General features: G+C 70.1%; 25 protein-coding genes. 22 read left to right on the forward strand and 3 right to left on the reverse strand.

The genetic code is table 11. The annotated features are described in order from the left end of the window. The first annotated feature begins 136 nt into the window (after positions 1-136). From JAO84_RS25360 to JAO84_RS25465, 22 genes are all read left to right on the forward strand, one after another. Positions 137-1,438, forward strand: coding sequence for a homoserine dehydrogenase (locus tag JAO84_RS25360; protein WP_370414916.1), 1,302 nt, complete (start codon positions 137-139; stop codon positions 1,436-1,438). A gap of 6 nt (positions 1,439-1,444) precedes the next feature. Continuing rightward, on the forward strand, positions 1,445-2,515 hold the full coding sequence (thrC, locus tag JAO84_RS25365; RefSeq protein WP_365755256.1) for a threonine synthase: 1,071 nt from the start codon (positions 1,445-1,447) through the stop codon (positions 2,513-2,515). 285 nt (positions 2,516-2,800) lie between these two features. Continuing rightward, on the forward strand, positions 2,801-3,718 hold the full coding sequence (gene thrB, locus JAO84_RS25370) for a homoserine kinase (RefSeq protein ID WP_265868536.1): 918 nt from the start codon (positions 2,801-2,803) through the stop codon (positions 3,716-3,718). A gap of 420 nt (positions 3,719-4,138) precedes the next feature. Next, entirely contained in the window at positions 4,139-6,226 is a 2,088-nt protein-coding gene (rho, locus tag JAO84_RS25375; protein WP_370414917.1) for a transcription termination factor Rho, read from the forward strand. A 207-nt stretch (positions 6,227-6,433) separates the two neighbouring features. Beyond that, positions 6,434-7,525, forward strand: a complete 1,092-nt coding sequence (locus tag JAO84_RS25380; protein ID WP_370414918.1) for an LCP family protein — start codon at positions 6,434-6,436, stop codon at positions 7,523-7,525. A gap of 145 nt (positions 7,526-7,670) precedes the next feature. Further along, a complete protein-coding gene (gene rpmE, locus JAO84_RS25385) occupies positions 7,671-7,895 on the forward strand; it encodes a 50S ribosomal protein L31 (RefSeq protein ID WP_030761597.1) in 225 nt (74 codons plus the stop codon). Positions 7,896-7,994: 99 nt separating this feature from the next. Continuing rightward, a complete protein-coding gene (gene prfA, locus JAO84_RS25390) occupies positions 7,995-9,071 on the forward strand; it encodes a peptide chain release factor 1 (protein WP_265868523.1) in 1,077 nt (358 codons plus the stop codon). A 47-nt stretch (positions 9,072-9,118) separates the two neighbouring features. Further along, the gene (prmC, locus tag JAO84_RS25395; protein ID WP_370414919.1) at positions 9,119-9,964 is read left to right on the forward strand and encodes a peptide chain release factor N(5)-glutamine methyltransferase; all 846 of its coding nucleotides are present in this window, start codon (positions 9,119-9,121) and stop codon (positions 9,962-9,964) included. A 34-nt stretch (positions 9,965-9,998) separates the two neighbouring features. Beyond that, positions 9,999-10,646 carry an L-threonylcarbamoyladenylate synthase gene (locus JAO84_RS25400; protein WP_265868521.1) on the forward strand — a complete coding sequence of 216 codons (648 nt, stop codon included), beginning with the start codon at positions 9,999-10,001 and terminating at the stop codon, positions 10,644-10,646. Next, complete coding sequence (locus JAO84_RS25405; protein ID WP_370414920.1) at positions 10,643-11,296, forward strand: protein-tyrosine-phosphatase; 654 nt, start codon at positions 10,643-10,645, stop codon at positions 11,294-11,296. The genes JAO84_RS25400 and JAO84_RS25405 overlap by 4 nt, the downstream gene beginning before the upstream one ends. Positions 11,297-11,405: 109 nt before the next feature. Next, complete coding sequence (gene glyA, locus JAO84_RS25410) at positions 11,406-12,659, forward strand: serine hydroxymethyltransferase (protein ID WP_370414921.1); 1,254 nt, start codon at positions 11,406-11,408, stop codon at positions 12,657-12,659. A 107-nt stretch (positions 12,660-12,766) separates the two neighbouring features. Beyond that, entirely contained in the window at positions 12,767-14,074 is a 1,308-nt protein-coding gene (locus JAO84_RS25415) for an MraY family glycosyltransferase (protein WP_370414922.1), read from the forward strand. Positions 14,075-14,357: 283 nt separating this feature from the next. Further along, complete coding sequence (locus JAO84_RS25420; RefSeq protein WP_265868517.1) at positions 14,358-14,771, forward strand: hypothetical protein; 414 nt, start codon at positions 14,358-14,360, stop codon at positions 14,769-14,771. A 225-nt stretch (positions 14,772-14,996) separates the two neighbouring features. Further along, complete coding sequence (atpB, locus tag JAO84_RS25425; RefSeq protein ID WP_265868515.1) at positions 14,997-15,806, forward strand: F0F1 ATP synthase subunit A; 810 nt, start codon at positions 14,997-14,999, stop codon at positions 15,804-15,806. 91 nt (positions 15,807-15,897) lie between these two features. Then, a complete protein-coding gene (gene atpE / locus JAO84_RS25430) occupies positions 15,898-16,131 on the forward strand; it encodes an ATP synthase F0 subunit C (RefSeq protein WP_010474382.1) in 234 nt (77 codons plus the stop codon). A gap of 41 nt (positions 16,132-16,172) precedes the next feature. After that, the gene (locus JAO84_RS25435; RefSeq protein WP_265868513.1) at positions 16,173-16,718 is read left to right on the forward strand and encodes a F0F1 ATP synthase subunit B; all 546 of its coding nucleotides are present in this window, start codon (positions 16,173-16,175) and stop codon (positions 16,716-16,718) included. Next, positions 16,715-17,530: a F0F1 ATP synthase subunit delta gene (locus JAO84_RS25440; protein WP_370414923.1), complete on the forward strand. Its 816-nt coding sequence runs from the start codon at positions 16,715-16,717 to the stop codon at positions 17,528-17,530. Before JAO84_RS25435 ends, JAO84_RS25440 begins: the two co-directional genes overlap by 4 nt. A 140-nt stretch (positions 17,531-17,670) precedes the next feature. Next, the gene (atpA, locus tag JAO84_RS25445) at positions 17,671-19,266 is read left to right on the forward strand and encodes a F0F1 ATP synthase subunit alpha (RefSeq protein ID WP_370414924.1); all 1,596 of its coding nucleotides are present in this window, start codon (positions 17,671-17,673) and stop codon (positions 19,264-19,266) included. Between the two features lie 20 nt (positions 19,267-19,286). Continuing rightward, positions 19,287-20,204, forward strand: coding sequence for a F0F1 ATP synthase subunit gamma (locus tag JAO84_RS25450; RefSeq protein WP_265868510.1), 918 nt, complete (start codon positions 19,287-19,289; stop codon positions 20,202-20,204). Then, positions 20,204-21,646, forward strand: coding sequence for a F0F1 ATP synthase subunit beta (atpD, locus tag JAO84_RS25455; RefSeq protein WP_365755241.1), 1,443 nt, complete (start codon positions 20,204-20,206; stop codon positions 21,644-21,646). The genes JAO84_RS25450 and atpD overlap by 1 nt, the downstream gene beginning before the upstream one ends. Positions 21,647-21,758: 112 nt before the next feature. Then, positions 21,759-22,133, forward strand: a complete 375-nt coding sequence (locus JAO84_RS25460; RefSeq protein WP_265868508.1) for a F0F1 ATP synthase subunit epsilon — start codon at positions 21,759-21,761, stop codon at positions 22,131-22,133. A gap of 145 nt (positions 22,134-22,278) precedes the next feature. Next, positions 22,279-22,725, forward strand: a complete 447-nt coding sequence (locus tag JAO84_RS25465) for a DUF2550 domain-containing protein (RefSeq protein WP_265868570.1) — start codon at positions 22,279-22,281, stop codon at positions 22,723-22,725. Positions 22,726-22,794: 69 nt separating this feature from the next. Here the strand turns inward: JAO84_RS25465 and JAO84_RS25470 are convergent, their stop codons facing one another. The 3 genes from JAO84_RS25470 to JAO84_RS25480 form a co-directional block, all read right to left on the reverse strand. Further along, complete coding sequence (locus JAO84_RS25470) at positions 22,795-24,645, reverse strand: glycosyl hydrolase family 18 protein (protein WP_370414925.1); 1,851 nt, start codon at positions 24,643-24,645, stop codon at positions 22,795-22,797. A 133-nt stretch (positions 24,646-24,778) separates the two neighbouring features. After that, entirely contained in the window at positions 24,779-25,477 is a 699-nt protein-coding gene (locus tag JAO84_RS25475) for a response regulator (protein ID WP_370414926.1), read from the reverse strand. Continuing rightward, positions 25,474-26,670: a sensor histidine kinase gene (locus JAO84_RS25480; protein ID WP_370414927.1), complete on the reverse strand. Its 1,197-nt coding sequence runs from the start codon at positions 26,668-26,670 to the stop codon at positions 25,474-25,476. The genes JAO84_RS25475 and JAO84_RS25480 overlap by 4 nt, the downstream gene beginning before the upstream one ends. Positions 26,671-26,745: the final 75 nt, after the last annotated feature.

Below are 26,745 nucleotides of genomic sequence, written 5' to 3' on the forward strand. Positions count from 1 at the left end.
TTCGGACTATGCCCTGAAACGGGCGTCCGGTGAGTGAGACTGGTTCCACCGTGGGGATCCCCGGAGATTCCCCGGAGATCCCATCAGGGAAACGACCGTAGAGATACGGATCAGTAGGTACGAGAGACGAGGTCGGATGATGCGTACGCGTCCGCTGAAGGTGGCGCTGCTGGGCTGTGGAGTGGTCGGCTCAGAGGTGGCGCGCATCATGACGACGCACGCCGACGACCTCGCCGCGCGCATCGGTGCGCCGGTCGAGCTCGCCGGCGTGGCCGTCCGCCGGCCCGACAAGGTGCGCGGCGGCGTCCCCGCCGAGCTCATCACCACCGACGCGACCGCCCTCGTGAAACGCGGGGACATCGACGTCGTCATCGAGGTCATCGGCGGCATCGAGCCGGCCCGCTCCCTCATCACCACCGCCTTCGAGCACGGCGCCTCCGTGGTCTCCGCCAACAAGGCGCTGCTCGCCCAGGACGGCGCGACCCTGCACTCCGCCGCCATCGAGAACGGCCAGGACCTCTACTACGAGGCCGCCGTCGCCGGCGCCATCCCGCTGATCCGGCCGCTGCGCGAGTCCCTCGCCGGCGACAAGATCAACCGGGTGATGGGCATCGTCAACGGCACGACCAACTTCATCCTCGACAAGATGGACACCTCCGGGGCGGGCTACTCCGAGGCCCTGGACGAGGCCACCGCGCTCGGGTACGCCGAGGCCGACCCGACCGCCGACGTCGAGGGCTTCGACGCCGCCGCCAAGGCCGCCATCCTGGCCGGAATCGCCTTCCACACGCGCGTGCGCCTCGACGACGTCTACCGCGAGGGCATGACCGAGGTCACCGCCGCCGACTTCGCCTCCGCCAAGCAGATGGGCTGCACCATCAAGCTGCTCGCGATCTGCGAGCGGGCCGCCGACGGCGAGTCCGTCACCGCGCGCGTGCACCCCGCGATGATCCCGCTCAGCCACCCGCTCGCCTCCGTCCGCGAGGCGTACAACGCGGTCTTCGTCGAGGCGGAGGCCGCCGGGCGGCTCATGTTCTACGGCCCGGGCGCCGGCGGCTCGCCGACCGCCTCGGCCGTCCTCGGCGACGTCGTCGCCGTCTGCCGCAACCGTCTCAACGAGGCGACGGGCCCCGGCGAGTCCGCGTACACCCAGCTGCCCGTGAGCCCCATGGGCGACGTGGTGACGCGGTACCACATCAGTCTCGACGTGGCCGACAAGCCGGGCGTGCTCGCCCAGGTCGCGACGGTCTTCGCCGAGCACGGCGTATCCATCGACACCGTGCGCCAGCACGGTCGCCAGGACGGCGACGGCGAGGCTTCGCTCGTCGTCGTCACCCACCGCGCGCCCGACGCCGCCCTCTCCGGGACCGTCGAGGCGCTGCGCAAGCTCGACACCGTGCGCGGTGTCGCCAGCATCATGCGTGTTGAAGGGGAGTAAGGACCCATGACCACCAAGGGCACCCACCAGTGGCGCGGCATCATCGAGGAGTATCGGGACCGTCTTCCGGTCACGGACACGACGCCGGTCGTCACGCTCCGTGAGGGCGGCACGCCGCTCGTCCCCGCTCAGGTCCTCTCCGAGCGCACGGGCTGCGAGGTGCACCTCAAGGTCGAGGGCGCCAACCCCACCGGTTCCTTCAAGGACCGCGGCATGACCATGGCCATCTCGAAGGCCAAGGAGGAGGGCGCGCAGGCCGTGATCTGCGCGTCCACCGGCAACACCTCGGCCTCCGCCGCCGCGTACGCGGTGCGCGCCGGGATGGTCTCCGCGGTGCTCGTCCCGCAGGGCAAGATCGCGCTCGGCAAGATGGGCCAGGCCCTCGTGCACGGCGCGAAGATCCTCCAGGTCGACGGCAACTTCGACGACTGCCTGGACCTGGCCCGCGCGCTGTCCGACAACTACCCGGTCGCGCTGGTCAATTCCGTCAACCCGGTGCGTATCGAGGGCCAGAAGACCGCCGCCTTCGAGATCGTGGACATGCTCGGCGACGCCCCGGACATCCACGTCCTGCCCGTGGGCAACGCCGGCAACATCACGGCGTACTGGAAGGGCTACCGCGAGTACGCCGCCGACGGTCTCGCCACCCACCGCCCGCGCATGTGGGGCTTCCAGGCCTCCGGCTCCGCGCCCCTCGTGCGCGGGGAGGTCGTCAAGGACCCGTCGACGATCGCCACCGCGATCCGCATCGGCAACCCGGCCTCGTGGGACTACGCGATCGCCGCGCGCGACGAGTCGGGCGGCTTCATCGACGAGGTGACGGACCGTGAGATCCTGCAGGCCTACCGCCTGTTGGCCGCTCAGGAGGGCGTCTTCGTCGAGCCCGCCTCGGCCGCCTCGGTGGCCGGCCTCCTCAAGGCCGCCGCGCAGGGCAAGGTCGACCCGGGCCAGACCATCGTCTGTACGGTCACGGGCAACGGCCTCAAGGACCCCGACTGGGCCGTCGCCGGCGCCCCGCAGCCGGTGACCGTCCCGGTCGACGCCTCGGCCGCCGCCGAGCGCCTCGGCCTGGCCTGAGGATCCGGTCCCGAAATTCTGGCCTGAAAACGGTGCCCCTTGGTTTCCGATCAAGGGGCAAACCCGATCAGGAACCTACATAGGCGCACAGGTTGGCGCGCGACACGCATCGTGCGCCTCCTGTGCGCCCTATGTCGCGACAGAACCTTCCTTCGATAGGCTGTGCCCAACCCGCCCCGCCGCAGATGTGCGGTGTTGTTGCCGTCGCCCGTGAGGCGCGAACGGCCCCCGGGTTCTCCGCACTTCCTTCGAGCCACCCCGCAAGTCAAGGAGAGTCATCGAGCGATGGCCGGTCCAGCGTTCCGCGCCGCCGCCGTACGGGTGCGCGTTCCCGCCAGCAGTGCCAATCTCGGCCCCGGATTCGACGCCTTCGGGCTGTCCCTCGGGCTGTACGACGACGTCGTCGTCCGGGTCGCCGACTCCGGGCTGCACGTCGACATCGCCGGCGAGGGTGCCGACACCCTGCCCCGCGACGAGAGCCACCTGCTCGTCCGCTCGATGCGCACGGCCTTCGACCTGCTCGGCGGGCAGCCGCGCGGCCTCGAGGTCGTCTGCGCCAACCGCATCCCGCACGGCCGCGGCCTCGGCTCCTCCTCCGCCGCCATCTGCGCCGGCATCGTCGCCGCCCGCGCCGTGACCATAGGCGGCGACGCCCGCCTCGACGAGACGGCACTGCTCGAACTCGCCACCGAGATCGAGGGGCACCCCGACAACGTCGCCGCCTGTCTGCTCGGCGGCTTCACGCTCGCCTGGACCGAGGCCGGTGCCGCGCGGGCGATCAGGATGGAACCCTCCGATTCCATCGTTCCGGTGGTTTTCGTCCCCGGGAAGCCGGTGCTCACCGAGACCGCCCGCGGTCTGCTCCCGCGCACCGTCCCGCACGTCGACGCCGCCGCCAACGCCGGCCGCGCCGCCCTCCTCGTCGAGGCCCTGACCCGCCGCCCCGAACTGCTGCTCGCGGCCACCGAGGACAAGCTGCACCAGGAGTACCGGGCCCCCGCGATGCCGGAGAGCCTGGCCCTGGTGCACCGGCTGCGGGCGGACGGGATCCCCGCGGTCATCTCCGGCGCGGGCCCCACGGTCCTCGCGCTGGCCGAACACGGGACGGCCGACAAGGTCGCCCTGCTTGCGGGCGAGGGCTGGGCCGCGAACCGGCTCGAGCTCGACATGCCCGGTGCGAGCGTGCTGCCGCTCGCGCCCTGACGTACCCGGCCGCGCGGTCTCCGAGCCGGACCGCGCGGACACGGGATTGCCGGTGACGGAGAGGGGGAATGTTTGTTGGAGCCGGTAGTGTTAACCTCAAGTCTGCACCCGACGTCTACGAGACGCGGTGCTGAGTGTCCCCGTCCGGGACCACTGATTCTTCCGGGAGCCTCCTCCACTGCCTGAGCAGCCTGCCTGAGCAGTTTCGAGCACGCTCCGGAACCGGCGCGACACCCCTCGTTCTTTCTCGTCGAGGGCCGAGCAGGGGGCGCTCGGGCCGGACCACAGCATGTATTTCTCTCTCCGCCGCACCCGGCGGGACCACCGCCCCGACACGGTCCACCAAGCAGGACCGCTGCCGGACAGCACAACCGGTCGCCGAGCCAGATGGCCGACGTCCGCTCCAGGGAAGGACCCTTCGTGAGCGACACCACCGATCTGATGGGCGTGACTGCCGACAACAGTGTCGACACCACCGCGCCCGCCGCAGGTGCTGCCACTGGCACCACCGCACGGCGCCGCCGCTCCGGCACCGGCCTCGAGGGCATGGTCCTGGCCGAGCTGCAGCAGGTCGCGTCCGGCCTCGGCATCAGGGGCACCGCGCGGATGCGCAAGAGCCAGCTGATCGAGGTCATCAAGGAGGCGCAGGCCGGGGGCTCCGCCGCCGGTTCCGCCGCGCCCGCCAAGTCCGGCGACGCCGCCGAGACCAAGCCGAAGCGCCGCGCCACCTCCAAGGCCCGCACGGGCGAGTCCGCCGCCGAGACCGCCGCGCCCAAGGCCGAGCAGGCCGAGCAGGGCGAGAGCGCCCAGCAGCAGATCGAGATCCCGGGCCAGCCGGCGGGCGAGGCCCCGGCCGGCGAGCGCCGCCGCCGGCGCGCCACCGCCCCCGCCGGTTCGCCGGAGGGCGAGGCCAAGGCCGAGACCGCGCAGGCCGTCAAGACCGAGGCCCGCGCCGAGGCCCGCGCCGAGGCCCGTACCGAGGCTCGTACCGAGACCAAGGCGGAGCCGCAGGCCGCGACCGACGCCAAGGCCGAGGCCGCCGCCGACGGCGCCGAGGGCCGGGGCCGCCGCGACCGCGGTGAGCGGGGCGAGCGCGGTGACCGCCGCGACCGCCGCGACCGTCAGCGCGACCGCAAGGGCGACGACCAGCAGGGCGGTGGCCAGGGCGGCCAGCGCCAGCGTCAGGGCGGCCAGGGCCAGGGCGGCCAGCAGGCCGGCCAGGGTCAGGGCCAGCAGGGCGGTCAGGCCGGCCCGCAGGACGACGACGACTTCGAGGGCGGCCGCCGGGGCCGTCGCGGCCGCTACCGCGACCGTCGTGGCCGTCGCGGCCGTGACGACTTCGCGACCGGCGAGCCGCAGGTCTCCGAGGACGACGTGCTGATCCCCGTCGCGGGCATCCTCGACATCCTCGACAACTACGCGTTCATCCGGACCTCCGGCTACCTGCCCGGCCCGAACGACGTGTACGTCTCCCTCGCCCAGGTCCGCAAGAGCGGCCTGCGCAAGGGCGACCACGTCACCGGTGCCGTGCGCCAGCCGAAGGAGGGCGAGCGCCGCGAGAAGTTCAACGCGCTCGTGCGCCTCGACTCGGTCAACGGCATGGCGCCGGAGTCCGGCCGCGGCCGCCCCGAGTTCAACAAGCTCACCCCGCTGTACCCGCAGGACCGCCTCCGTCTGGAGACCGACCCGGGCGTGCTGACCACGCGGATCATCGACCTCGTGTCGCCGATCGGCAAGGGCCAGCGCGGTCTGATCGTGGCCCCGCCGAAGACCGGCAAGACCATGATCATGCAGGCGATCGCCAACGCGATCACCCACAACAACCCCGAGTGCCACCTGATGGTCGTCCTCGTCGACGAGCGTCCGGAAGAGGTCACCGACATGCAGCGGTCGGTGAAGGGCGAGGTCATCTCCTCGACCTTCGACCGTCCCGCCGAGGACCACACCACCGTCGCCGAGCTGGCCATCGAGCGCGCCAAGCGCCTCGTGGAGCTGGGTCACGACGTGGTCGTCCTGCTCGACTCGATCACCCGCCTGGGCCGCGCGTACAACCTCGCGGCGCCCGCCTCCGGCCGCATCCTGTCCGGTGGTGTCGACTCGACCGCGCTCTACCCGCCGAAGCGCTTCTTCGGTGCCGCGCGCAACATCGAGGACGGCGGCTCGCTGACCATCCTGGCCACCGCGCTGGTCGACACCGGCTCGCGCATGGACGAGGTGATCTTCGAGGAGTTCAAGGGCACCGGCAACATGGAGCTCAAGCTCGACCGGAAGCTCGCCGACAAGCGCATCTTCCCGGCCGTCGACGTCGACGCCTCGGGCACGCGCAAGGAGGAGATCCTGCTCGGCAGCGAGGAGCTCTCCATCACCTGGAAGCTGCGCCGCGTGCTGCACGCGCTCGACCAGCAGCAGGCGATCGAGCTGCTGCTCGACAAGCTCAAGCAGACGAAGTCGAACGCCGAGTTCCTGCTGCAGATCCAGAAGACGACGCCCGGCGGCGGCAACGACTGACGCCGAGATCCTCGTCACACGGCGTGACGGCGGCCCCTGGGTCGTAACCTCGCCGTGACCTGCACAAACGACTGCGCCCACCGAGCCCCGCTCGGTGGGCGCAGTCGCGTTACCGGCCGTCGCTCATCGAAACCTCACAGCCGCCCATGCAACCCTTTCGGGTGCTTTGCCGTCACACAAGGTGAACCATAGGGCTGAGGGAAGACGATGACCGAGCAGAACAGCAACGGCCGAATAGGCACCCGGGGCCGCCGCCGCAAGCCGCCCGCCAGGGGCCGCCGCGCCGCGGTGATCGCCGCGTGGAGCGCCGCCGTGCTGGTCCTCGCCGGCGGCTCCGGGCTCGGTTACGTGTACTTCAAGCTCAACGGCAACCTCGAAGGCGTCGACATCAACGCGGCGCTCGGCAAGGACCGGCCCGAGAACGTCGACAACGGCTCGATGGACATCCTCGTCCTCGGCTCCGACTCCCGCTCCGGTGCCAACGGCGCGTACGGCAAGGACGAGGGCGGCGCCCGCTCCGACACCGCGATGGTCGTGCACGTCTACGAGGGCCACAAGAAGGCCTCCGTGGTCTCCATCCCGCGCGACACCCTGATCGACCGCCCGCGGTGCACCGCCGGCGACGGCAGCACCGCCCCCGCCGAGCACCGTGCCATGTTCAACACGGCGTACGAGGTCGGCGGCCCGGCCTGCGCCGTGAAGACCGTCGAGGCCATGTCCGGCATCCGCATGGACCACTACATCGAGGTCGACTTCACCGGCTTCAAGAAGCTCATCGACAAGCTCGGCGGCGTCGAGATCACCACCACCAAGGCCATCAAGGACGCCAAGAGCCACCTCGACCTCGCACCGGGCACCCACACCCTCGACGGCGAGCAGTCCCTCGGCCTGGTCCGCACCCGCAAGAGCGTCGGCGACGGCAGCGACCTCGGCCGCATCCAGCTCCAGCAGGCCTTCATGAAGGCCTTCATCGACCAGGTGAAGAGCGTCGGCGTCTTCTCCAACCCCAAGACGCTCTTCGACCTCGCCGACACCGCCACCAAGGCCATCACGCCGGACTCCGAGCTCGACTCCGTCAACGAGCTGATGGGCTTCGCCAAGGGCCTGTCCGGGCTCGGCGCCGACGACGTGCACATGATCACGCTGCCGGTTGAGTACGACCCGCGCGACCCCAACCGCGTCGTGCCCCTGGAGGCCCAGGGCAAGCAGGTCTGGGCGGCGCTCAAGGCGGACAAGCCGATCCCCGGGTCGGCCACCAGGGACGCCGCCACCGGCCAGGCCGCCGGCCTGGTGAAATGACCCCGCAGCTCGCCCAGGAATAGTTCCGCACCGACCCCGGTTTTGGGAGATGCGGCCGGTCCTGGCAGACTGGTACGTCGGCCCCGGTTCACGCATGTGCATCCCGCACGGGCGACCCGGAGCCCTCCCGGAACTAGGAGACACCTTGAAGCGCGAGATCCACCCCGAGTACGTCGAGACCCAGGTCAGCTGCACCTGTGGCGCGTCGTTCACCACCCGTAGCACCCTCACCGAGGGCACCATCCGTGCCGAGGTCTGCTCCGAGTGCCACCCGTTCTACACGGGCAAGCAGAAGATCCTCGACACCGGCGGCCGCGTCGCCCGCTTCGAGGCCCGCTTCGGCAAGGCTGCCGGCTCCGCCAAGAAGTAGCGAGCCACAGCGCCGGTCTTCGGCTGCCCCTGCGCGGGGCGGCCGGGACCGGCGCTTTGCCGTCCCCGTAGCAACTGACGAAAACCCCAGGAGCCCCCGATGTTCGAGGCGGTCGAGGAACTGGTCGGCGAACGAGCCGACCTCGAGAAGCAGCTCGCCGATCCTTCGGTCCACGCCGACCAGGCCAACGCGCGCAAGCTGAACAAGCGGTACGCCGAGCTGACCCCGATCGTCGCCACCTATCTCTCCTGGAAGCAGACCGGTGACGACATCGAGACGGCCCGCGAGCTGATGCACGAGGACCCCGAGTTCGCCGCCGAGGTCAAGGAGCTGGAGAAGCAGCGCGAGGAGCTCACCGACAAGCTCCGTCTGCTGCTCGTTCCGCGCGACCCCAGCGACGACAAGGACGTCATCCTGGAGATCAAGGCCGGCGCGGGCGGCGACGAGTCCGCCCTGTTCGCCGGCGACCTGCTCCGGATGTACCTCCGCTACGCCGAGCGGATCGGCTGGAAGACCGAGATCATCGACTCCACCGAGTCCGAGCTCGGCGGCTACAAGGACGTCCAGGTCGCCGTGAAGACCAAGGGCGGCAACGGCGCGACCGAGCCCGGCCAGGGCGTCTGGGCCCGGCTGAAGTACGAGGGCGGGGTGCACCGCGTGCAGCGCGTGCCCGCCACCGAGTCGGCCGGCCGCATCCACACCTCCGCCGCCGGCGTGCTCGTCACCCCGGAGGCCGAGGAGGTCGACGTGGAGATCCACGCCAACGACCTGCGCATCGACGTCTACCGCTCGTCCGGCCCCGGCGGCCAGTCGGTCAACACCACCGACTCCGCGGTCCGCATCACGCACCTGCCGACCGGCATCGTCGCCTCCTGCCAGAACGAGAAGAGCCAGCTCCAGAACAAGGAGCAGGCCATGCGCATCCTCCGCTCCCGGCTGCTCGCCGCCGCGCAGGAGAAGGCCGAGGCCGAGGCCGCCGACGCCCGCCGCAGCCAGGTCCGCACCGTCGACCGCTCCGAGAAGATCCGTACGTACAACTTCCCGGAGAACCGCATCTCGGACCACCGCGTCGGCTTCAAGGCGTACAACCTGGACCAGGTGCTCGACGGCGAACTCGACCCCGTCATCCAGGCCTGCGTGGACGCGGACTCGGCGGCGAAGCTCGCCAACGCGTAAGCCAGCGCCCGTACTTGTCAGCCCCACCCGCACCACGGAGGACCAGCGTGAACCTGCTGCTTGCCGAGGTGGCCCAGGCCACCCAGCGGCTGGCCGACGCCGGCGTTCCCTCACCGCGTTTCGACGCCGAGGAGCTCGCCGCGTTCGTGCACGGCGTCAAGCGGGGGGAGCTGCACAACGTCAAGGACGCGGACTTCGACGCCCGCTACTGGGAGGCCATCGCCCGCCGCGAGGCGCGCGAGCCGCTCCAGCACATCACCGGCCGCGCGTTCTTCCGCTACCTGGAGCTCCAGGTCGGCCCCGGCGTCTTCGTGCCGCGCCCCGAGACCGAGTCCGTGGTCGGCTGGGCCATAGACGCGGTGCGGGCGATGGACGTCGTCGAACCGCTGATCGTCGACCTGTGCACCGGCTCCGGCGCGATCGCGCTCGCGCTGGCCCAGGAGGTGCCGCGCTCGCGCGTGCACGGCGTGGAGCTGTCCGAGGACGCGCTGGTGTGGACCCGCAAGAACGTCGACGGCTCCCGTGTGGTGCTGCACGAGGGCGACGCGCTGACCGCGCTGCCGGAGCTCAACGGGCAGGTCGACCTGGTCATCTCCAACCCGCCGTACATCCCGCTCACCGAGTGGGAGTACGTGGCCCCCGAGGCCCGCGACCACGACCCGGAGATGGCCCTCTTCTCCGGCGAGGACGGCCTCGACACCATCCGCGGCATCGAGCGCACCGCGCACCGGCTGCTGCGGCCCGGCGGCCTGGTGGTCATCGAGCACGCGGACACCCAGGGCGGCCAGGTGCCGTGGATCTTCAACGAGGAGGCCGGCTGGGTGGACGCCGCCGACCACCCCGACCTGAACAACCGGCCGCGTTTCGCGACCGCCCGCAAGGCGACCCCATGACCAGGCACGACGTGTACGAGGAGGACCGGGACTGATGGCTCGGCGATACGACTGCAACGAGGCGACGGACCGGGCGACGGGTCTGCGTGAGGCCGCGTCCGCCGTGCGCCGCGGCGAGCTGGTCGTCCTCCCCACCGACACGGTGTACGGGATCGGGGCGGACGCCTTCGGCTCGGAGGCCGTCGCGGACCTCCTCGCCGCCAAGGGCCGGGGCCGCAACATGCCCACGCCCGTGCTCATCGGCTCCCCGAACACCCTGCACGGCCTGGTCACGGACTTCTCCGAGATGGCGTGGGAGCTCGTCGACGCGTTCTGGCCGGGCGCGCTGACCCTGGTCGCCAAGCACCAGCCGTCGCTGCAGTGGGACCTCGGCGACACCCGGGGCACCGTCGCGATCCGGATGCCGCTGCACCCGGTCGCGATCGAGCTGCTCACGGAGGTCGGCCCGATGGCGGTCTCCTCGGCGAACCTCACCGGGCACCCGGCGCCGGAGGACTGCGACGCGGCGCAGGGCATGCTCGGCGACTCCGTCTCCGTGTACCTCGACGGCGGTCCGACCCCCGGCAACGTGCCGTCGTCCATCGTGGACGTCACGGGCAAGGTGCCGGTGCTGCTGCGCGAGGGCGCGCTCACGGCGGAGGAGCTCCGGAAGGTGGTACCCGACCTCGAGGTGGCGAATTGACCGCCCCTGAGGGGCGTGGCATAGCGGGGCACGAGCACGACGGCAAGACCTTCCGCATCCTCCACGTCAGCACCGGCAACGTCTGCCGCTCGCCGATCACCGAGCGGCTGACCCGCCATGCCCTGATCGACCGGCTCGGCGACCCCATGGGCGGCGGCCTGATCGTGGAGAGCGCGGGCACCTGGGGCCACGAGGGCGCCCCGATGGAGTCCAACGCGGAGCAGGTCCTCGCGGACTTCGGCGCGGACTTCAGCGGCTTCATGGGCCGCGAGCTCCTCGACGAACACGTCATCCGCGCCGACCTGGTCCTCACCGCGACCCGCGACCACCGCGCGCAGGTCATCTCGATGGGCCACTCGGCGGGCCTGCGCACCTTCACCCTGAAGGAGTTCACCCGCCTCGTCCGCGCCATAGACCCCGCGACCCTCCCGGACCCCCGCGAAGGCCACGGCACCGTCGACCGCGCGCGTGCTCTCGTCCGCGCGGCGGCCGCTCTACGCGGGTGGCTCCTCGCCCCGTCGGTCGAGGCGGACGAGGTGAACGACCCGTACGGGGCGCCGATCACGTTCTTCCGCTCGATCGGCGACGAGATCCAGACGGCGCTGGATCCGGTGGTCACCGCGCTGACCGGGGTCAGGGCGCGGCGCTAGAAGGGGCCTCTGTGGGGCCCTGGGGGCGGCTGGAGCAGTTCCGGGGGCGGGGGTGGGGGTTGGTGCCTAGAGTGGGGTTTCAGGTCCCCCCTCACGCACGGAGTGCGTCATGCCGGTCACCGCTCCCATCGAAGCCGAGCACGGGCTCGACGTGCTGCGCCGTCAGGATCCCGAGGTCGCCGACGTGCTGTTCGGGGAGGTGCGGCGGCAGGGGGACAGCCTGCAGTTGATCGCCGCCGAGAACTTCACCTCCGCCGCGGTGCTCGCCGCGCTGGGGTCGCAGCTCGCCAACAAGTACGCCGAGGGCTACCCGGGCGCCCGGCACCACGGCGGCTGCGAGTACGTCGACGCCGTCGAGCGGATCGCGGTCGACCGCGCCCGCGCGCTCTTCGGGGCCGAGCACGCCAACGTACAGCCGCACTCCGGCTCCTCCGCCGTGCTCGCCGCCTACGCCGCGCTCCTCCGCCCCGGCGACACCGTGCTCGCGATGGGCCTCGCGTACGGCGGGCACCTCACCCACGGCTCGCCCGCCAACTTCTCCGGCCGCTGGTTCGACTTCGTCCCGTACGGCGTCGACGCCGAGACCGGGCTCGTCGACTACGAGCAGGTCGCCGCCCTCGCCCGGCACCACCGCCCCAAGGCGATCGTCTGCGGCTCGATCTCCTACCCCCGGCACCTCGACTACCCCCTCTTCCGCGCCATCGCCGACGAGGTCGGCGCGTACCTCATCGCCGACGCCGCCCACCCCCTCGGCCTGATCGCCGGCGGCGCGGCCCCGAGCCCCGTGCCGTACGCCGACATCGTCTGCGGCACCACCCACAAGGTGCTGCGCGGGCCGCGCGGCGGGCTGCTGCTGTGCGGGGGCGAGCTGGCCGAGCGGGTGGACCGGGCGGTGTTCCCGTTCTCCCAGGGCGGTGCGCAGATGCATACGATCGCCGCCAAGGCGGTGGCCTTCGGCGAGGCGTCCACCCCGGCCTTCACCACGTACGCCCATCAGGTGGTCGAGCACGCCCGGGTGCTCGCGGCCGCCCTCGCCGCCGAGGGCTTCGCGCTCACCACCGGCGGCACCGACACCCACCTCATCACCGCCGACCCCGCCCCGCTCGGCGTCGACGGACGCACCGCGCGCGCCCGGCTCGCCGCCGCCGGCATCGTGCTCGACACCTGCGCGCTGCCGTACGGGGACGGCCGCGGCATCCGGCTCGGCACGGCGGCCGTCACCACCCAGGGCATGGGCGCCCCCGAGATGGCGAGAATTGCGGGATTGTTCACCGCCGCGTTGCGGGACGACGCGGAGGAGACGGCCCGGGTACGCGCGGAAGTACGCGCACTAGCAGGGCGTTTTCCCCCGTATGGCCGGTAGCGCGGGTCCCACCGCAACCGTTCGCGCCACCCGTATGTCCTCAACCATGGGGACGGCCCGGCTAGGGTGTGGGGCTGAGATGGCCAGCGATTCCTGTGGGGCAGCCCGTGCGTGATTACCTGCTGACGCTCTGTGTCACGGCCGCGGTGACCTATCTGCTGACCGGTCCGGTGCGGAAGTTCGCCATCGCGACCGGCGCGATGCCGGAGATCCGCGCCCGCGACGTGCACCGAGAACCGACTCCGCGGCTCGGTGGCATCGCCATGTTCTTCGGGCTGTGCGCGGGCCTGCTCGTCGCCGACCACCTGCAGAACCTCAACAGCGTCTTCGAGCTGTCCAACGAGCCCCGCGCGCTGCTCTCCGGCGCCGCCCTGATCTGGCTGATCGGCGTCCTCGACGACAAGTTCGAGCTGGACGCGCTGATCAAGCTCGGCGCGCAGATGATCTCCGCGGGCGTGATGGTCATGCAGGGTCTGACGATCCTGTGGCTGCCCATCCCGGGCGTCGGCACGGTCGCGCTCACCCAGTGGCAGGGCACGCTCCTGACCGTCGCCCTGGTCGTCCTCACCATCAACGCCGTGAACTTCGTCGACGGCCTCGACGGCCTCGCCGCCGGCATGGTGTGCATCGCCGCCGCGGCCTTCTTCCTCTACGCCTACCGGATCTGGTTCAGCTACGGCATCGAGGCGGCCGCCCCCGCGACGCTCTTCGCCGCGATCCTGATGGGCATGTGCCTGGGCTTCCTGCCGCACAACATGCACCCGGCGCGGATCTTCATGGGCGACTCCGGCTCGATGCTGATCGGCCTGATCCTGGCCGCCTCCGCCATCTCCATCACCGGCCAGGTCGACCCCGACGCGCTGCGGATCTTCGAGGGTTCGACGAAGGCGGCCACGCACGCGGCGCTGCCGGTCTTCATCCCGCTGGTGCTGCCGCTGACCATCATCGCGATCCCGATGGCCGACCTGGTCCTGGCGATCGTGCGCCGTACGTGGAAGGGCCAGTCGCCGTTCGCGGCGGACCGCGGGCACCTGCACCACCGGCTCCTGGAGATCGGGCACTCGCACAGCCGCGCGGTGCTGATCATGTACTTCTGGTCGGCGCTCATCGCCTTCGGCACGCTGGCCTACTCGGTGCACTCGACCTCGATGTGGATCGTCCTCGCCGTGGTCTTCCTGAGCGCGGTCGGTCTGGTGCTGCTCCTGCTGCCCCGCTTCACGCCGCGCGCCCCGCGCTGGGCGGAGGCCGTCGTGCCGCCGCGCTACCGGCGCCGCCGCGTCGTCGTGGAACCGGATCCGGAGCCGGCCGCCGTCCTGGAGGAGCGCGAGCCCGTGCCGGCCGGAGTCAACGGAGCGACCGCCATCGGTCACCGTTCGCGCTTCTCCGACCGGAGTAAGGCCGGAGCGCGCGGTTGACGCGCGGGTTAACCGCGGTTGACGAGAGTCGCATTCGAGGCCATTACCAGACATATCTCCCCGCCGCCGTGCACACACGCGCAGGGTCACTCTCACGTGTGAGAGTTGGCACACCTACGGGTAAAGACCTATTCAAATAGTTTGTGATACGGTTCACGAGACCCGGCGACAGTGCCGAAAGACCGTAGTGCGACGGTCTGTTGGCCCCGAGACACACCTCGGACCGGGCCTACGCTCGTCCCTGACGACACCATCGCCCCCACCAGCAAGCGGAGACACCGCCATGCCGTCCAACGACGCACGCACCCTGCTGCTCACCGCAGTGCCCACCGCCGCCGTAGGCGTCATCGCCACGGTCGTCAGCGGTGTGGTCGCCGGTGGCAAGGGTGCGCTCGGCGCCGTCGTCGGCACCGCCGTGGTCCTTCTCTTCATGGGTATCGGGCTGGTGGTTCTGCAGCGGACGGCGAAGAAGCTTCCGCAGCTGTTCCAGGCCATGGGGCTGATGCTCTACACGGCCCAGCTGCTGGTCCTCTTCATCTTCCTGGCCTTGCTGAAGGACACCTCGGCGTTCGACTTCAAGGCCTTCGCCTTCACGCTGCTCGCCACGACCATCGTGTGGGTCGCCGCCCAGGCCCGGGCCTATATGAAGGCCAAGATCATGTACGTCGAGCCCGACAAAACGGGACCGAAGTCGTGAAGGGTAGGGCCGGGATAAAGAGCCGTTCGGCTTCCTGCTATCGTCCGGTGCCAACTGCGGCACTGCGGGCGCGGGCATCCGAAGCGGCGCCTGTCCCAGCGCGAGGCTCGATGCCGAACCGCCGCCCCCTTATCCGTAAGACCAGTCCAGTGCCGACCCGCGGCTGCGTGCCGCGCCGACACAACGAGGTTGCCGTACCTATGCGCCACGCTGAAGGAGCCCGCGGTGAGTGCTGACCAGACGCTTGCCTTCGACCCGGATTGCCACATCTTCACCGGATGTGGCTTCCCGGCGCCGGGGCTGCACACGTTCATGTACGAGCCCATCTTCACCGTGGGCAGCTTCGACTTCACCAAGCCGATGCTGCTCGCCATCCTGGGTTCGATCGTGGTCGTCGGCTTCTTCTGGGCCGCGTTCAACAAGCCGAAGCTGATCCCCGGCAAGATGCAGATGGTCGGCGAGGCCGGTTACGACTTCGTCCGCCGCGGCATCGTCTACGAGATCATCGGCAAGAAGGACGGCCAGAAGTACGTGCCGTTCATGGTCTCGCTGTTCTTCTTCGTATGGATCATGAACCTCTGGTCCATCATCCCGCTGGCCCAGTTCCCGGTCACCTCGCTGATCGCCTTCCCGGCGGCCCTCGCGCTGATCGTCTACGTGATCTGGGTCTCGCTGACCTTCAAGAAGCACGGCTTCGTCGGCGGCTGGAAGAACATCCTCGGCTACGACAAGTCGCTGGGCGCGATCCTCCCCCTGATCATGCTGCTCGAGTTCTTCTCGAACCTGATCATCCGGCCCTTCACGCACGCGGTCCGACTGTTCGCGAACATGTTCGCCGGTCACCTGCTCATCGTGATGTTCTCGCTGGCCACCTGGTACCTCATGAACGGCCTCGGCTTCGTCTACGCCGGCGCCTCCTTCGTGATGGTCATCGTGATGACCGCCTTCGAGCTCTTCATCCAGGCCGTCCAGGCGTACGTCTTCGTCCTCCTGGCCTGCAGCTACGTCCAGGGCGCGCTCGCCGAGCACCACTGAGCCGGCCCGGCAGCAGCTTCACCACCCCCTTACCAACAGTCGTCCGGTGGCCAACCCCCACCGGGTCCTTGAAAGAGAAGGAAGAACCGGCATGTCCGCTCTCGAGACTCTCGCCGCCGTCAACGGAAACGTCGCCTCCATCGGCTACGGCCTCGCGGCCATCGGCCCCGGCGTCGGCGTCGGCATCATCTTCGGTAACGGCACCCAGGCCCTCGCCCGCCAGCCCGAGGCGGCCGGCCTGATCCGTACCAACCAGATCATGGGTTTCGCCTTCTGTGAGGCGCTCGCCCTCATCGGCATCGTCATGGGCTTCGTCTACAAGTAAGCCGGACCGACAGCCCGATTCTTTTTACGGAAGGCACTGATGTGAACGCTCTGCTTCTTGCGGAAGCGGCGGAGGAGCAGCCTCCGCTCATCCCGCATCTCGACGAGCTCGTCATCGGCCTGATCGCCTTCGTCATCGTCTTCGGCTTCCTCGCCAAGAAGCTCCTCCCGAACATCAACAAGGTTCTGGAAGAGCGCCGCGAGGCCATCGAGGGTGGCATCGAGAAGGCCGAGTCGGCCCAGATCGAGGCTCAGAGTGTGCTGGAGCAGTACAAGGCTCAGCTCGCCGAGGCCCGCCACGAAGCCGCGCGTCTCCGCCAGGAGGCGACGGAGCAGGGCACCGCGATCATCCAGGAGATGAAGGCGGAAGGCCAGCGCCAGCGCGAGGAGATCATCGCGGCCGGCCACACGCAGATCGAGGCCGACCGCAAGGCCGCGTCCGCCGCGCTGCGTCAGGATGTCGGCAAGCTCGCCACGGATCTGGCCGCGAAGCTGGTCGGCGAGTCCCTCGAGGACCACGCCCGCCAGAGCCGCACCATCGACCGGTTCCTCGACGAGCTCGAGGAGAAGGCCGAGGCCGTCCGATGAACGGAGCGAGCCGCGAAGCACTGAGCACCGCGCGCGAGGCCCTCGACGCGCTGACCGACAACACGTCGGTCGACGCCGGCAAGCTCGCGGGCGAGCTGGCGGCGGTCACCGCGCTGCTCGACCGCGAGGTGTCGCTGCGTCGGGTCCTGACCGACCCGGCGCAGGCGGGCGAGGCCAAGGCCGAACTCGCACAGCGCCTTCTGTCGGGTCAGGTGGACGGCCCCGCCGTCGACCTGGTCTCCGGAATGGTCCGCTCCCGCTGGTCGCAGTCGCGCGACCTGGTCGACGGTCTCGAGGAGCTGGCGAACACCGCCGACCTCACCGCCGCCCAGAAGGCGGGCGGCCTCGACGACGTCGAGGACGAGCTGTTCCGATTCGGCCGGATCGTCTCCTCCAGCAACGAGCTCCGCTCCGCGCTGACGGACAAGAAGGCCACGGCCTCCGCCAAGGGCGAGCTGCTCCGCAGCCTGCTCGGCGGGAAGGCCAACGCCGTCACCGAGCGCCTGGTCGTCCGGCTGGTGACCCAGCCCCGGGGACGTAGCCTGGAGTCGGGACTCGAGTCCCTGTCCAAGCTCGCCGCGGCGCGCCGGGACCGCATGGTCGCCGTCGTCACCACGGCGGTGCCGCTGACCGACCAGCAGAAGCAGCGCCTCGGCGCCGTCCTCGCCAAGCTGTACGGCCGCCCGATGCACCTGAACCTGGACGTGGACCCCACGGTCCTCGGCGGGATCTCGGTGCGGGTCGGCGACGAGGTCATCGACGGCACCATCGCGGAGCGTCTCGACGAGGCGACCCGCCGCCTGGCCGGCTGACGGCAGCCACACAGCAGAACAGCAACACGGCAACACAAGCGGCCCGGTTGGGCCGTGCAGAGATTGCAGAAGATTCCTGGGGGTCGGCCCCCAGACCCCTTAAGAAACTTCGGGCCCAACAAGGAGAGCAGGGAACCCAGATGGCGGAGCTCACGATCCGGCCGGAGGAGATCCGGGACGCGCTGGAGAACTTCGTCCAGTCGTACCAGCCGGACGCGGCCTCGCGCGAGGAGGTCGGCACGGTCAGCCTGGCCGGCGACGGCATCGCCAAGGTCGAGGGTCTTCCCTCGGCCATGGCGAACGAGCTGCTGAAGTTCGAGGACGGCACCCTCGGTCTCGCGCTGAACCTCGAAGAGCGCGAGATCGGTGCGATCGTCCTCGGCGAGTTCAGCGGCATCGAGGAGGGACAGTCGGTGCAGCGCACCGGCGAGGTCCTCTCCGTCGGTGTCGGTGAGGGATACCTGGGTCGCGTCGTCGACCCGCTCGGCAACCCGATCGACGGTCTCGGCGAGATCGCGACCGAGGGCCGCCGCGCCCTCGAGCTGCAGGCCCCGGGCGTTATGGCCCGTAAGTCGGTGCACGAGCCGATGGAGACCGGCTACAAGGCCGTCGACGCCATGACGCCGGTCGGCCGTGGTCAGCGTCAGCTGGTCATCGGCGACCGTCAGACCGGCAAGACCGCGCTGTGCGTCGACACGATCATCAACCAGCGCGACAACTGGCGCTCGGGCGACGTGAACAAGCAGGTCCGCTGCATCTACGTCGCCGTCGGCCAGAAGGGCTCGACCATCGCGTCCGTCCGCGGCGCCCTGGAAGAGGCCGGCGCGCTCGAGTACACGACGATCGTCGCCGCCCCGGCGTCCGACCCGGCCGGCTTCAAGTACCTGGCGCCGTACACCGGTTCCGCCATCGGTCAGCACTGGATGTACCAGGGCAAGCACGTCCTGATCGTCTTCGACGACCTGTCGAAGCAGGCCGACGCCTACCGCGCCGTGTCGCTGCTGCTGCGCCGCCCGCCGGGCCGTGAGGCCTACCCGGGTGACGTCTTCTACCTGCACTCGCGTCTCCTCGAGCGCTGTGCCAAGCTCTCGGACGAGCTGGGTGCCGGTTCGATGACCGGTCTGCCGATCGTCGAGACCAAGGCCAACGACGTCTCGGCGTTCATCCCGACCAACGTCATCTCCATCACCGACGGCCAGTGCTTCCTGGAGTCCGACCTGTTCAACGCCGGCCAGCGTCCGGCCCTGAACGTCGGTATCTCGGTCTCCCGAGTCGGTGGCTCCGCCCAGCACCCGGCCATGAAGCAGATCGCCGGCCGCCTCCGCGTGGACCTGGCCCAGTTCCGTGAGCTGGAGGCGTTCGCCGCCTTCGGTTCCGACCTGGACGCCGCGTCGAAGGCGCAGCTGGAGCGCGGTCAGCGCATGGTCGAGCTGCTCAAGCAGGCTCAGTACCAGCCGATGCCGACCGAGAACCAGGTCGTCTCCGTCTGGGCCGGCACCACCGGCAAGATGGACGACGTCCCGGTCGCCGACATCCGTCGCTTCGAGGCCGAGCTGCTGGCGTTCCTGCGCCAGAACCACGCGAGCCTCATGACCTCCATCCGCGAGGGCAAGAAGATGTCGGACGACACCCTGACGGCCGTCGCCGACGCCATCGCGGAGTTCAAGAAGCAGTTCGAGACCTCTGACGGCAAGCTGCTCGGCGACGACGCCTCCGCCGTCAACGTCTCGAAGTGACGACGGAAGGGACCTGACTCATGGGAGCGCAGCTCCGGGTCTACAAGCGTCGCATCAAATCCGTCACCGCGACGAAGAAGATCACCAAGGCGATGGAGATGATCGCCGCCTCGCGTGTCGTCAAGGCGCAGCGCAAGGTGCAGGCGTCGACTCCGTACGCGACCGAGCTCACGCGCGCGGTCACGGCCGTGGCCACGGGTGCGAACGACAAGCACCCGCTGACCACGGAGGCGGAGAACCCGAGCCGTGCCGCGGTCCTGCTCCTCTCGAGCGACCGCGGTCTGGCCGGTGCCTTCAACTCCAACGCCATCAAGGCGGCGGAGCAGCTCATCAAGAAGCTGGAGGGCGAGGGCAGGGAGGTCGACATCTACGTGGTCGGCCGCCGTGGCGTCGCGCACTTCAACTTCCGTGAGCGGAAGCTGAGCGACACGTGGGTCGGCTTCACGGACGAGCCCACGTACGCCGACGCCAAGAAGATCGCGGTACCGCTGATCGAGGCGATCGAGAAGGACACGGCCGAGGGTGGCGTGGACGAGCTCCACATCATCTACACCGAGTTCGTCTCGATGATGACCCAGACGGCGATCGAGGCCCGGCTGCTGCCCCTCAGCCTCGACGAGGTGGCGAAGGAGGCCGGCGAGCCGGACACCCTCCGACCGCTGTACGACTTCGAGCCGTCGGCGGAGGACGTCCTCGACGCCCTGCTGCCGCGCTACGTCGAGAGCCGGATCTACAACGCGCTGCTGCAGTCGGCTGCCTCCAAGCACGCCGCCACGCGCCGCGCGATGAAGTCGGCCACCGACAACGCGGGAGACTTGATCAACAACCTCTCCCGACTTGCCAACGCGGCCCGCCAGGCCGAAATCACCCAGGAAATCAGCGAGATCGTCGGTGGCACCGCAGCCCTGGCCGACGCGACCGCGGGGAGTGACAAGTAATGACGACCACTGTTGAGACGGCCGCCGCCACGGGCCGCGTCGCCCGGGTCATCGGCCCGGTCGTCGACGTGGAGTTCCCCGTCGACGCGATGCCGGAGATCTACAACGCCCTGCACGTCCAGGTTGCCGACCCGGCCGAGGAGGGCGCGCTCAAGACGCTGACCCTCGAGGTCGCGCAGCACCTCGGTGACGGCATCGTCCGCACCATCTCGATGCAGCCCACCGACGGTCTGGTCCGCCAGGCCCCCGTGGTGGACACCGGCGACGGCATCACCGTGCCCGTCGGCGACGTCACCAAGGGCCGCGTGTTCAACACGCTGGGTCAGATCCTGAACGAGCCCGAGGCCGAGTCCGAGGTCGGCGAGCGCTGGTCCATCCACCGCAAGGCCCCGGCGTTCGACCAGCTCGAGTCGAAGACCGAGATGTTCGAGACCGGCCTGAAGGTCGTCGACCTTCTCACCCCGTACGTCAAGGGTGGAAAGATCGGTCTGTTCGGTGGTGCCGGTGTCGGCAAGACCGTTCTGATCCAGGAAATGATCATGCGTGTGGCCAAGCTGCACGAGGGTGTTTCCGTGTTCGCCGGTGTCGGTGAGCGTACGCGTGAGGGCAACGACCTCATCGCGGAGATGGAGGACTCGGGCGTCCTCGACAAGACCGCCCTTGTCTTCGGCCAGATGGACGAGCCGCCGGGCACCCGTCTCCGGGTCGCCCTCGCCGGTCTGACCATGGCGGAGTACTTCCGCGATGTGCAGAAGCAGGACGTGCTGTTCTTCATCGACAACATCTTCCGCTTCACCCAGGCCGGTTCCGAGGTGTCGACCCTGCTCGGCCGGATGCCCTCCGCGGTGGGTTACCAGCCGAACCTGGCCGACGAGATGGGTCTCCTCCAGGAGCGCATCACCTCGACCCGTGGTCACTCGATCACCTCGATGCAGGCGATCTACGTCCCCGCCGACGACCTCACCGACCCGGCGCCGGCGACCACCTTCGCCCACCTCGACGCGACGACGGTTCTCTCCCGTCCGATCTCCGAGAAGGGCATCTACCCGGCCGTGGACCCGCTGGACTCCACGTCCCGGATCCTGGACCCGCGCTACATCGCGCAGGACCACTACGACGCCGCCACGCGCGTCAAGGGCATCCTGCAGAAGTACAAGGACCTCCAGGACATCATCGCGATCCTCGGTATCGACGAGCTGAGCGAGGAGGACAAGCTCGTTGTCCACCGCGCCCGCCGTGTCGAGCGCTTCCTGTCCCAGAACACCCACGCGGCGAAGCAGTTCACCGGTGTGGACGGTTCGGACGTTCCGCTCGACGAGTCGATCGCCGCGTTCAACGCGATCTGCGACGGTGAGTTCGACCACTTCCCGGAGCAGGCGTTCTTCATGTGCGGTGGTCTTGAGGACCTCAAGAACAACGCCAAGGAGCTCGGCGTCTCCTGAGCCCCGTGCTCGCCTGAGGGGGGCGGGACTGGTCCCGCCCCCCTCTTCACGCCCATTAGAATTGACCCCAACACCCGGCAGCACCGCCGGGTGGTGACCCGAGGAGCCACCCTTGGCTGCTGAGCTGCACGTCGAGCTGGTCGCCGCGGACCGGAGTGTCTGGTCCGGCGAGGCCACCCTGGTCATCGCGCGTACCACCTCCGGCGACATCGGCGTCATGCCCGGCCACCAGCCGCTGCTCGGTGTGCTGGAGTCGGGCCCGGTGACGATCCGTACGAGCGAGGGCGGCACGGTCGTGGCCGCCGCCCACGGCGGTTTCATCTCCTTCGCCGATGACAAGCTGTCTCTGCTCGCGGAGATCGCCGAGCTGGCGGACGAGATCGACGCCCAGCGTGCCGAGCGCGCGCTGGAGCGCGCGAAGGCCGAGGAGGACGCCGCCGCCGAGCGGCGCGCCGAGGTCCGGCTGCGCGCGGTAGCGGTCCGCTAGCGGACCGCGCCGAGAGCCCCAGACCTCAGCCGCGGCACGGCTGGAATTTTCCAGACCGTGCCGCGGCTGAGGCGATGCATATGCAGGTCGTATTCGGTCAGGCCGGTTCCGCCGGCCACGGGACGCAGCGAGGAGGTCGGTGAAGATGTTCCTCGCGCTGCTCGTGTGCGGCCTGGTCGTCGCGACTCTGGTGATCGGGCTCTTCGTCTTCGGCTTGCGCCGCAGGCTCATCCAGCGGGCCGGCGGCACCTTCGACTGTTCGCTGCGCAGCCCCGTGGCGGAGACCCCGGACCGCAGCGGCAAGGGCTGGTCCTACGGGGTGGCCCGGTACAGCGGTGACGAGATCGCCTGGTTCCGGGTCTTCTCGTACGCGCCCCGCCCCAAGCACGTCATGGAGCGCTCGGCGATCGAGGTCCTGGAGCGCCGGATGCCGGAGGGCGAGGAGGAGCTCGCGCTGCTCTCGGACTCCGTGATCCAGGGCTGCCGGGTGAACGGCACGCGGCTTGAGCTGGCGATGAGCGAGGACGCCCTGACAGGCTTCCTGGCCTGGCTGGAGGCGGCACCGCCCGGCCAGAGGGTGAATGTCGCGTAGGTATTCACGCACTGCATGAAGAAGCGGGGGACGGCGTGCTGCGCCGTCCCCCGCTTCGTCGTACGGAAACTAGCTCAGACCGCTGTTGATGGCGCCGACCAGCTCGCCGTTGCTGGTGTCACCGCTGAACTCCCAGAAGAACGCGCCGCCGAGGCCATTGTTCTTGGCCCAGCTCATCTTGGAGTTGACGGTGGCGGGGGTGTCGTAGCTCCACCAGTTGGTGCCGCAGTGGGCGTAGGCGGTGCCGGCGACGGTGCCGTTGGCCGGGCAGGAGTTCTTGAGGACCTTGTAGTCCTCGATGCCCTGCTCGTACGTGCCCTGCGCCGGTCCGGTGGCGGTGCCGCCGGGGGCGGACTGGGTGACGCCGGTCCAGCCGCGGCCGTAGAAGCCGATGCCGAGCAGCAGCTTGTTCGACGGGACGCCCTTGGCCTTGAACTTGGCGATCGCCTCGGCGGAGTTGAAGCCCTGCTGGGGGATGCCGGCGTACGAGGTCAGCGGGGAGTGCGGGGCCGTCGGGCCCTGCGCCGCCCAGGCGCCGAAGAAGTCGTACGTCATCACGTTGAACCAGTTCATGTACTGCGCGGCGCCCGCGTAGTCGGTGGCGTCGATCTTGCCGCCGGCGGAGGCGTCGGCGGTGACGGCCGCGGTGACGATCCCGTTGGCGCCGAACTTGGCGCGCATCGCCTGCATCATGTTCTTGAAGGCGTTCGGGCCGCTGGTGTCACAGGACAGACCACAGGCGTTGGGGTACTCCCAGTCCAGGTCGATGCCGTCGAAGACATCGGCCCAGCGCGGGTCCTCCACCAGGTCGTAGCAGGACTGCGCGAAGGCGGTCGGGTTCTGCACGGCCTGGCCGAAGCCGCCGGACCAGGTCCAGCCGCCGAAGGACCAGATGACCTTGATGTTCGGGTAGGCCTTCTTCAGCTTGCGCAGCTGGTTGAAGTTGCCGCGCAGGGGCTGGTCCCAGGTGTCGGCGACGCCGTCGACGGACTGGTCGGCGGTGTACGCCTTGTCGTAGTCGGCGTAGGAGTCACCGATGGTGCACTTGCCGCCGGTGACGTTGCCGAAGGCGTAGTTGATGTGGGTGATCTTGGACGCGGAGCCCGAGGTCACGATGTTCTTCACGTGGTAGTTGCGCCCGTAGACGCCCCAGTTGGTGAAGTAGCCCATCTTCACCACGTTCGGGGGCGGGGTGCCGCCTCCGCCGCCGGTGGTGTGGACCGGGGTGGCGGCGCTGGCCGGGCCGGTCTGGTCGATGGTGTCGCGGGCGACGACCGTGTAGCTGTAGTCGGTGCCGGCGGACAGACCGCTGTCGGTGTACGTGAGGCCCGTGGTCGTGGTGACCTTGGCGCCGTCGCGCAGCACGTCGTAGTTCTTGATGCCGTGGTCGTCGGTGGCCGCGGTCCAGGTGAGCTTCACCGAGGTGTCGGTGATGTTGGAGGCGACCGGGGTGCCGGGGGCGGAGGGGGCGTTGTCGCCGGGCTGGCCGCCGGAGCCGTCGCAGGAGCCGCCGTTGACCTTGCAGCCGGACGGGGCGCCGGAGCCGGTGCCGTTGAAGCCGAAGGAGATGGTCGCGCCGGGGGCGAGGGTGCCGTTCCAGCCGACGTTCTTGGCGGTCCAGTGGGTTCCGGAGCTGGTGACGGTGGCGTCCCAGGCGGAGGTGACGGCGGTGCCGGAGGGGAAGTCCCACTCGACGGTCCAGGAGGAGAGCGTGGTGGTGCCGGTGTTCTTCACCGTCCACTTGCCCTCGAAGCCGGAGCCCCAGTCCTGGGTCTTCTGATAGGTGGCGGTCGCGGAGGTGGCGGCCTCGGCGGGGGCGGCGAGGCCGATCATCGCGGCCAGGGGCAGGACGAGGGCGGTCAGACCGGCGGCGGCCCGGCGTCTGAAGCCTGTTCTGCGCGTCGGTGCTTGAGTGCTCAACGGTGCTCCTCAAGTTGCGGACGTTGCGGACGACAAGAGTGGGGGTGGTCCGGGAAGGTGCGCGCGCCCCGCGAGCGTAGAAAGGTCTGGACCAGCCGTCAAGAGGTCCAGACCAACGTCGGAATGTCTGCTTTCAGATCCCCAACTCCTGGGCCAGCACGGCTGCTTGGACCCGGCTGCGCAGTTCCAGCTTTGCCAGCACCTTGCTGACGTGCGTCTTCACCGTCGCCTCCGCCATGTCGAGCCGCACCGCGATCTCCGCGTTCGACAGGCCCGAGCCGAGCGCCCCGAGGACCTCCCGCTCGCGCGGGGTCAGCCGGTCCACGACGCCCGGATCGACCCGGGGCTCGGGGCGGCGCGGGGCCGCGAACTCGGCGATCAGGCGCCGGGTCACCGCCGGGGCGATCAGCCCCTCGCCGCGCGCCACCGTCCGTACCGCCTCGATGAGGTCCCGGGCGTCCGTGTTCTTCAGGAGGAAACCGGAGGCGCCCGCGCGCAGCGCCCCGAACACGTACTCGTCGAGGTCGAAGGTGGTCAGGACCAGGACGTCCGCCAGGCCCTCGGCCACCACCTGCCGGGTCGCCGACACCCCGTCCAGCTTCGGCATCTGCACATCCATCAGGACCAGGTCCGGGCGCAGTGCGCGGGCCAGCTCGACGGCCTGCTCGCCGTCCGCCGCCTCGCCCACCACCGCGATGTCGGGCGCGCTGCCGAGGATCAGCACGAGGCCGGCCCGTACCGCGCTCTGGTCCTCGGCGACCACGACCCGGATCACCCGGGCCCCGCTCGTACGGCCCGTGTCCGTCGCGCGTCCCGTGCCCGTGTCCGTCATGCGTCCGGTGTCCTCTCCTCCGCGGGCAGCACCGCCCGCACCTGCCAGGTCTTCGTCCCGTCGCCCGCGGAGACCGGTCCCGCCTCGAACTCCCCGCCGAGCAGCGCCACCCGCTCGCGCATCCCCACCAGTCCGGCCCCCGAGCCCGGCGCGCGCGGCCCTGGCCGGTCGCCGTACGGGCTGGACACCCGTACGGTCAGCGCCCGCGCGTCACGGGCCAGGAACACGGCGACCGTGCCCGGGGCGGCGTGCTTGAGGGCGTTGGTCAGAGATTCCTGCACGATCCGGTACGCGGCCAGCTCGACCGGTGCCGGCAGCGCCTCCTCGCCCGCCGGGCGGGTGTCCTCCAGGGCGAAGCCGAGCCCGCTGGACTCGCCGTTCGTCCGGGCCTGCGCGAGCAGCGCCTCCAGACCGGCCAGGGTCGGCGCGGCGGCCGGCTCGGTGTCCCCGCTGCTGTCCCGCAGCAGCCCGATCAGCCGGCGCATCTCCGCCAGGCCGTCCACGCTGTTCTCCCGGATCACGGTCAGCGCCTGCCGGGTGGTGGCCGGGTCGTCCAAGGACAGCGCGGCGGTGGAGTGGATCGCGATGGCCGAGAGGTGGTTGGCGACCATGTCGTGCAGCTCGCGCGCCATCCGGCTGCGCTCGGCGGTCACCGCCTGCGCCCGGTCCATCTCGGCGAGCAGCGCCGTCTGCTCGGCCCGCAGCCGGGCGGCCTCCGCCGCCTCCCGGTGGTTGCGCACGATCGAGCCGGTGACGGCGGGCAGGAAGGAGACGATGCCGGTCAGCGCGCCGACGAGGAGCGCGATGGCGTTCTGCCACCACACCAGAAAGACCACGGTGACGCCCACGGTGACGAGCGCGGTGGAGTACGGGATCCGGCGGGCCTGCGCGGGAGTGCCGTAGACGACGGCGGCGTAGACGACGTCCGTGAACATCAGCACGGTCGCCAGGCTCCCGTTGGTGAACTGGTCGGCCGCCACGGCGACCGTGCCGATGATCAGCACGGTCTGCGGAGCCACCCGGCGCCCCGCCTCCGCCACCGTCATCACGGCGAGGGGGACGAGCGGCGCCCACCGCTGGTCGAAGATCCGGTCGTCCGTGGTGTAGAGGCCGAAGGACCACAGCAGCAGGCCGCCGACCAGTCCGGCGAGGGCGATCAGCAGGTCGTCGCGAGGGGGGCGGGGAAGGCGCACGTCCCCATCCAACACGGTGGGTACGGGCCCCGGCGTCCTCGTCCGGACCGAGCCGCGCCCCCGTCGGACTCCGTC

Origin of the sequence: Streptomyces fradiae (genome assembly GCF_041270065.1) — a bacterium.
Classification (GTDB): Bacteria; Actinomycetota; Actinomycetes; order Streptomycetales; family Streptomycetaceae; genus Streptomyces.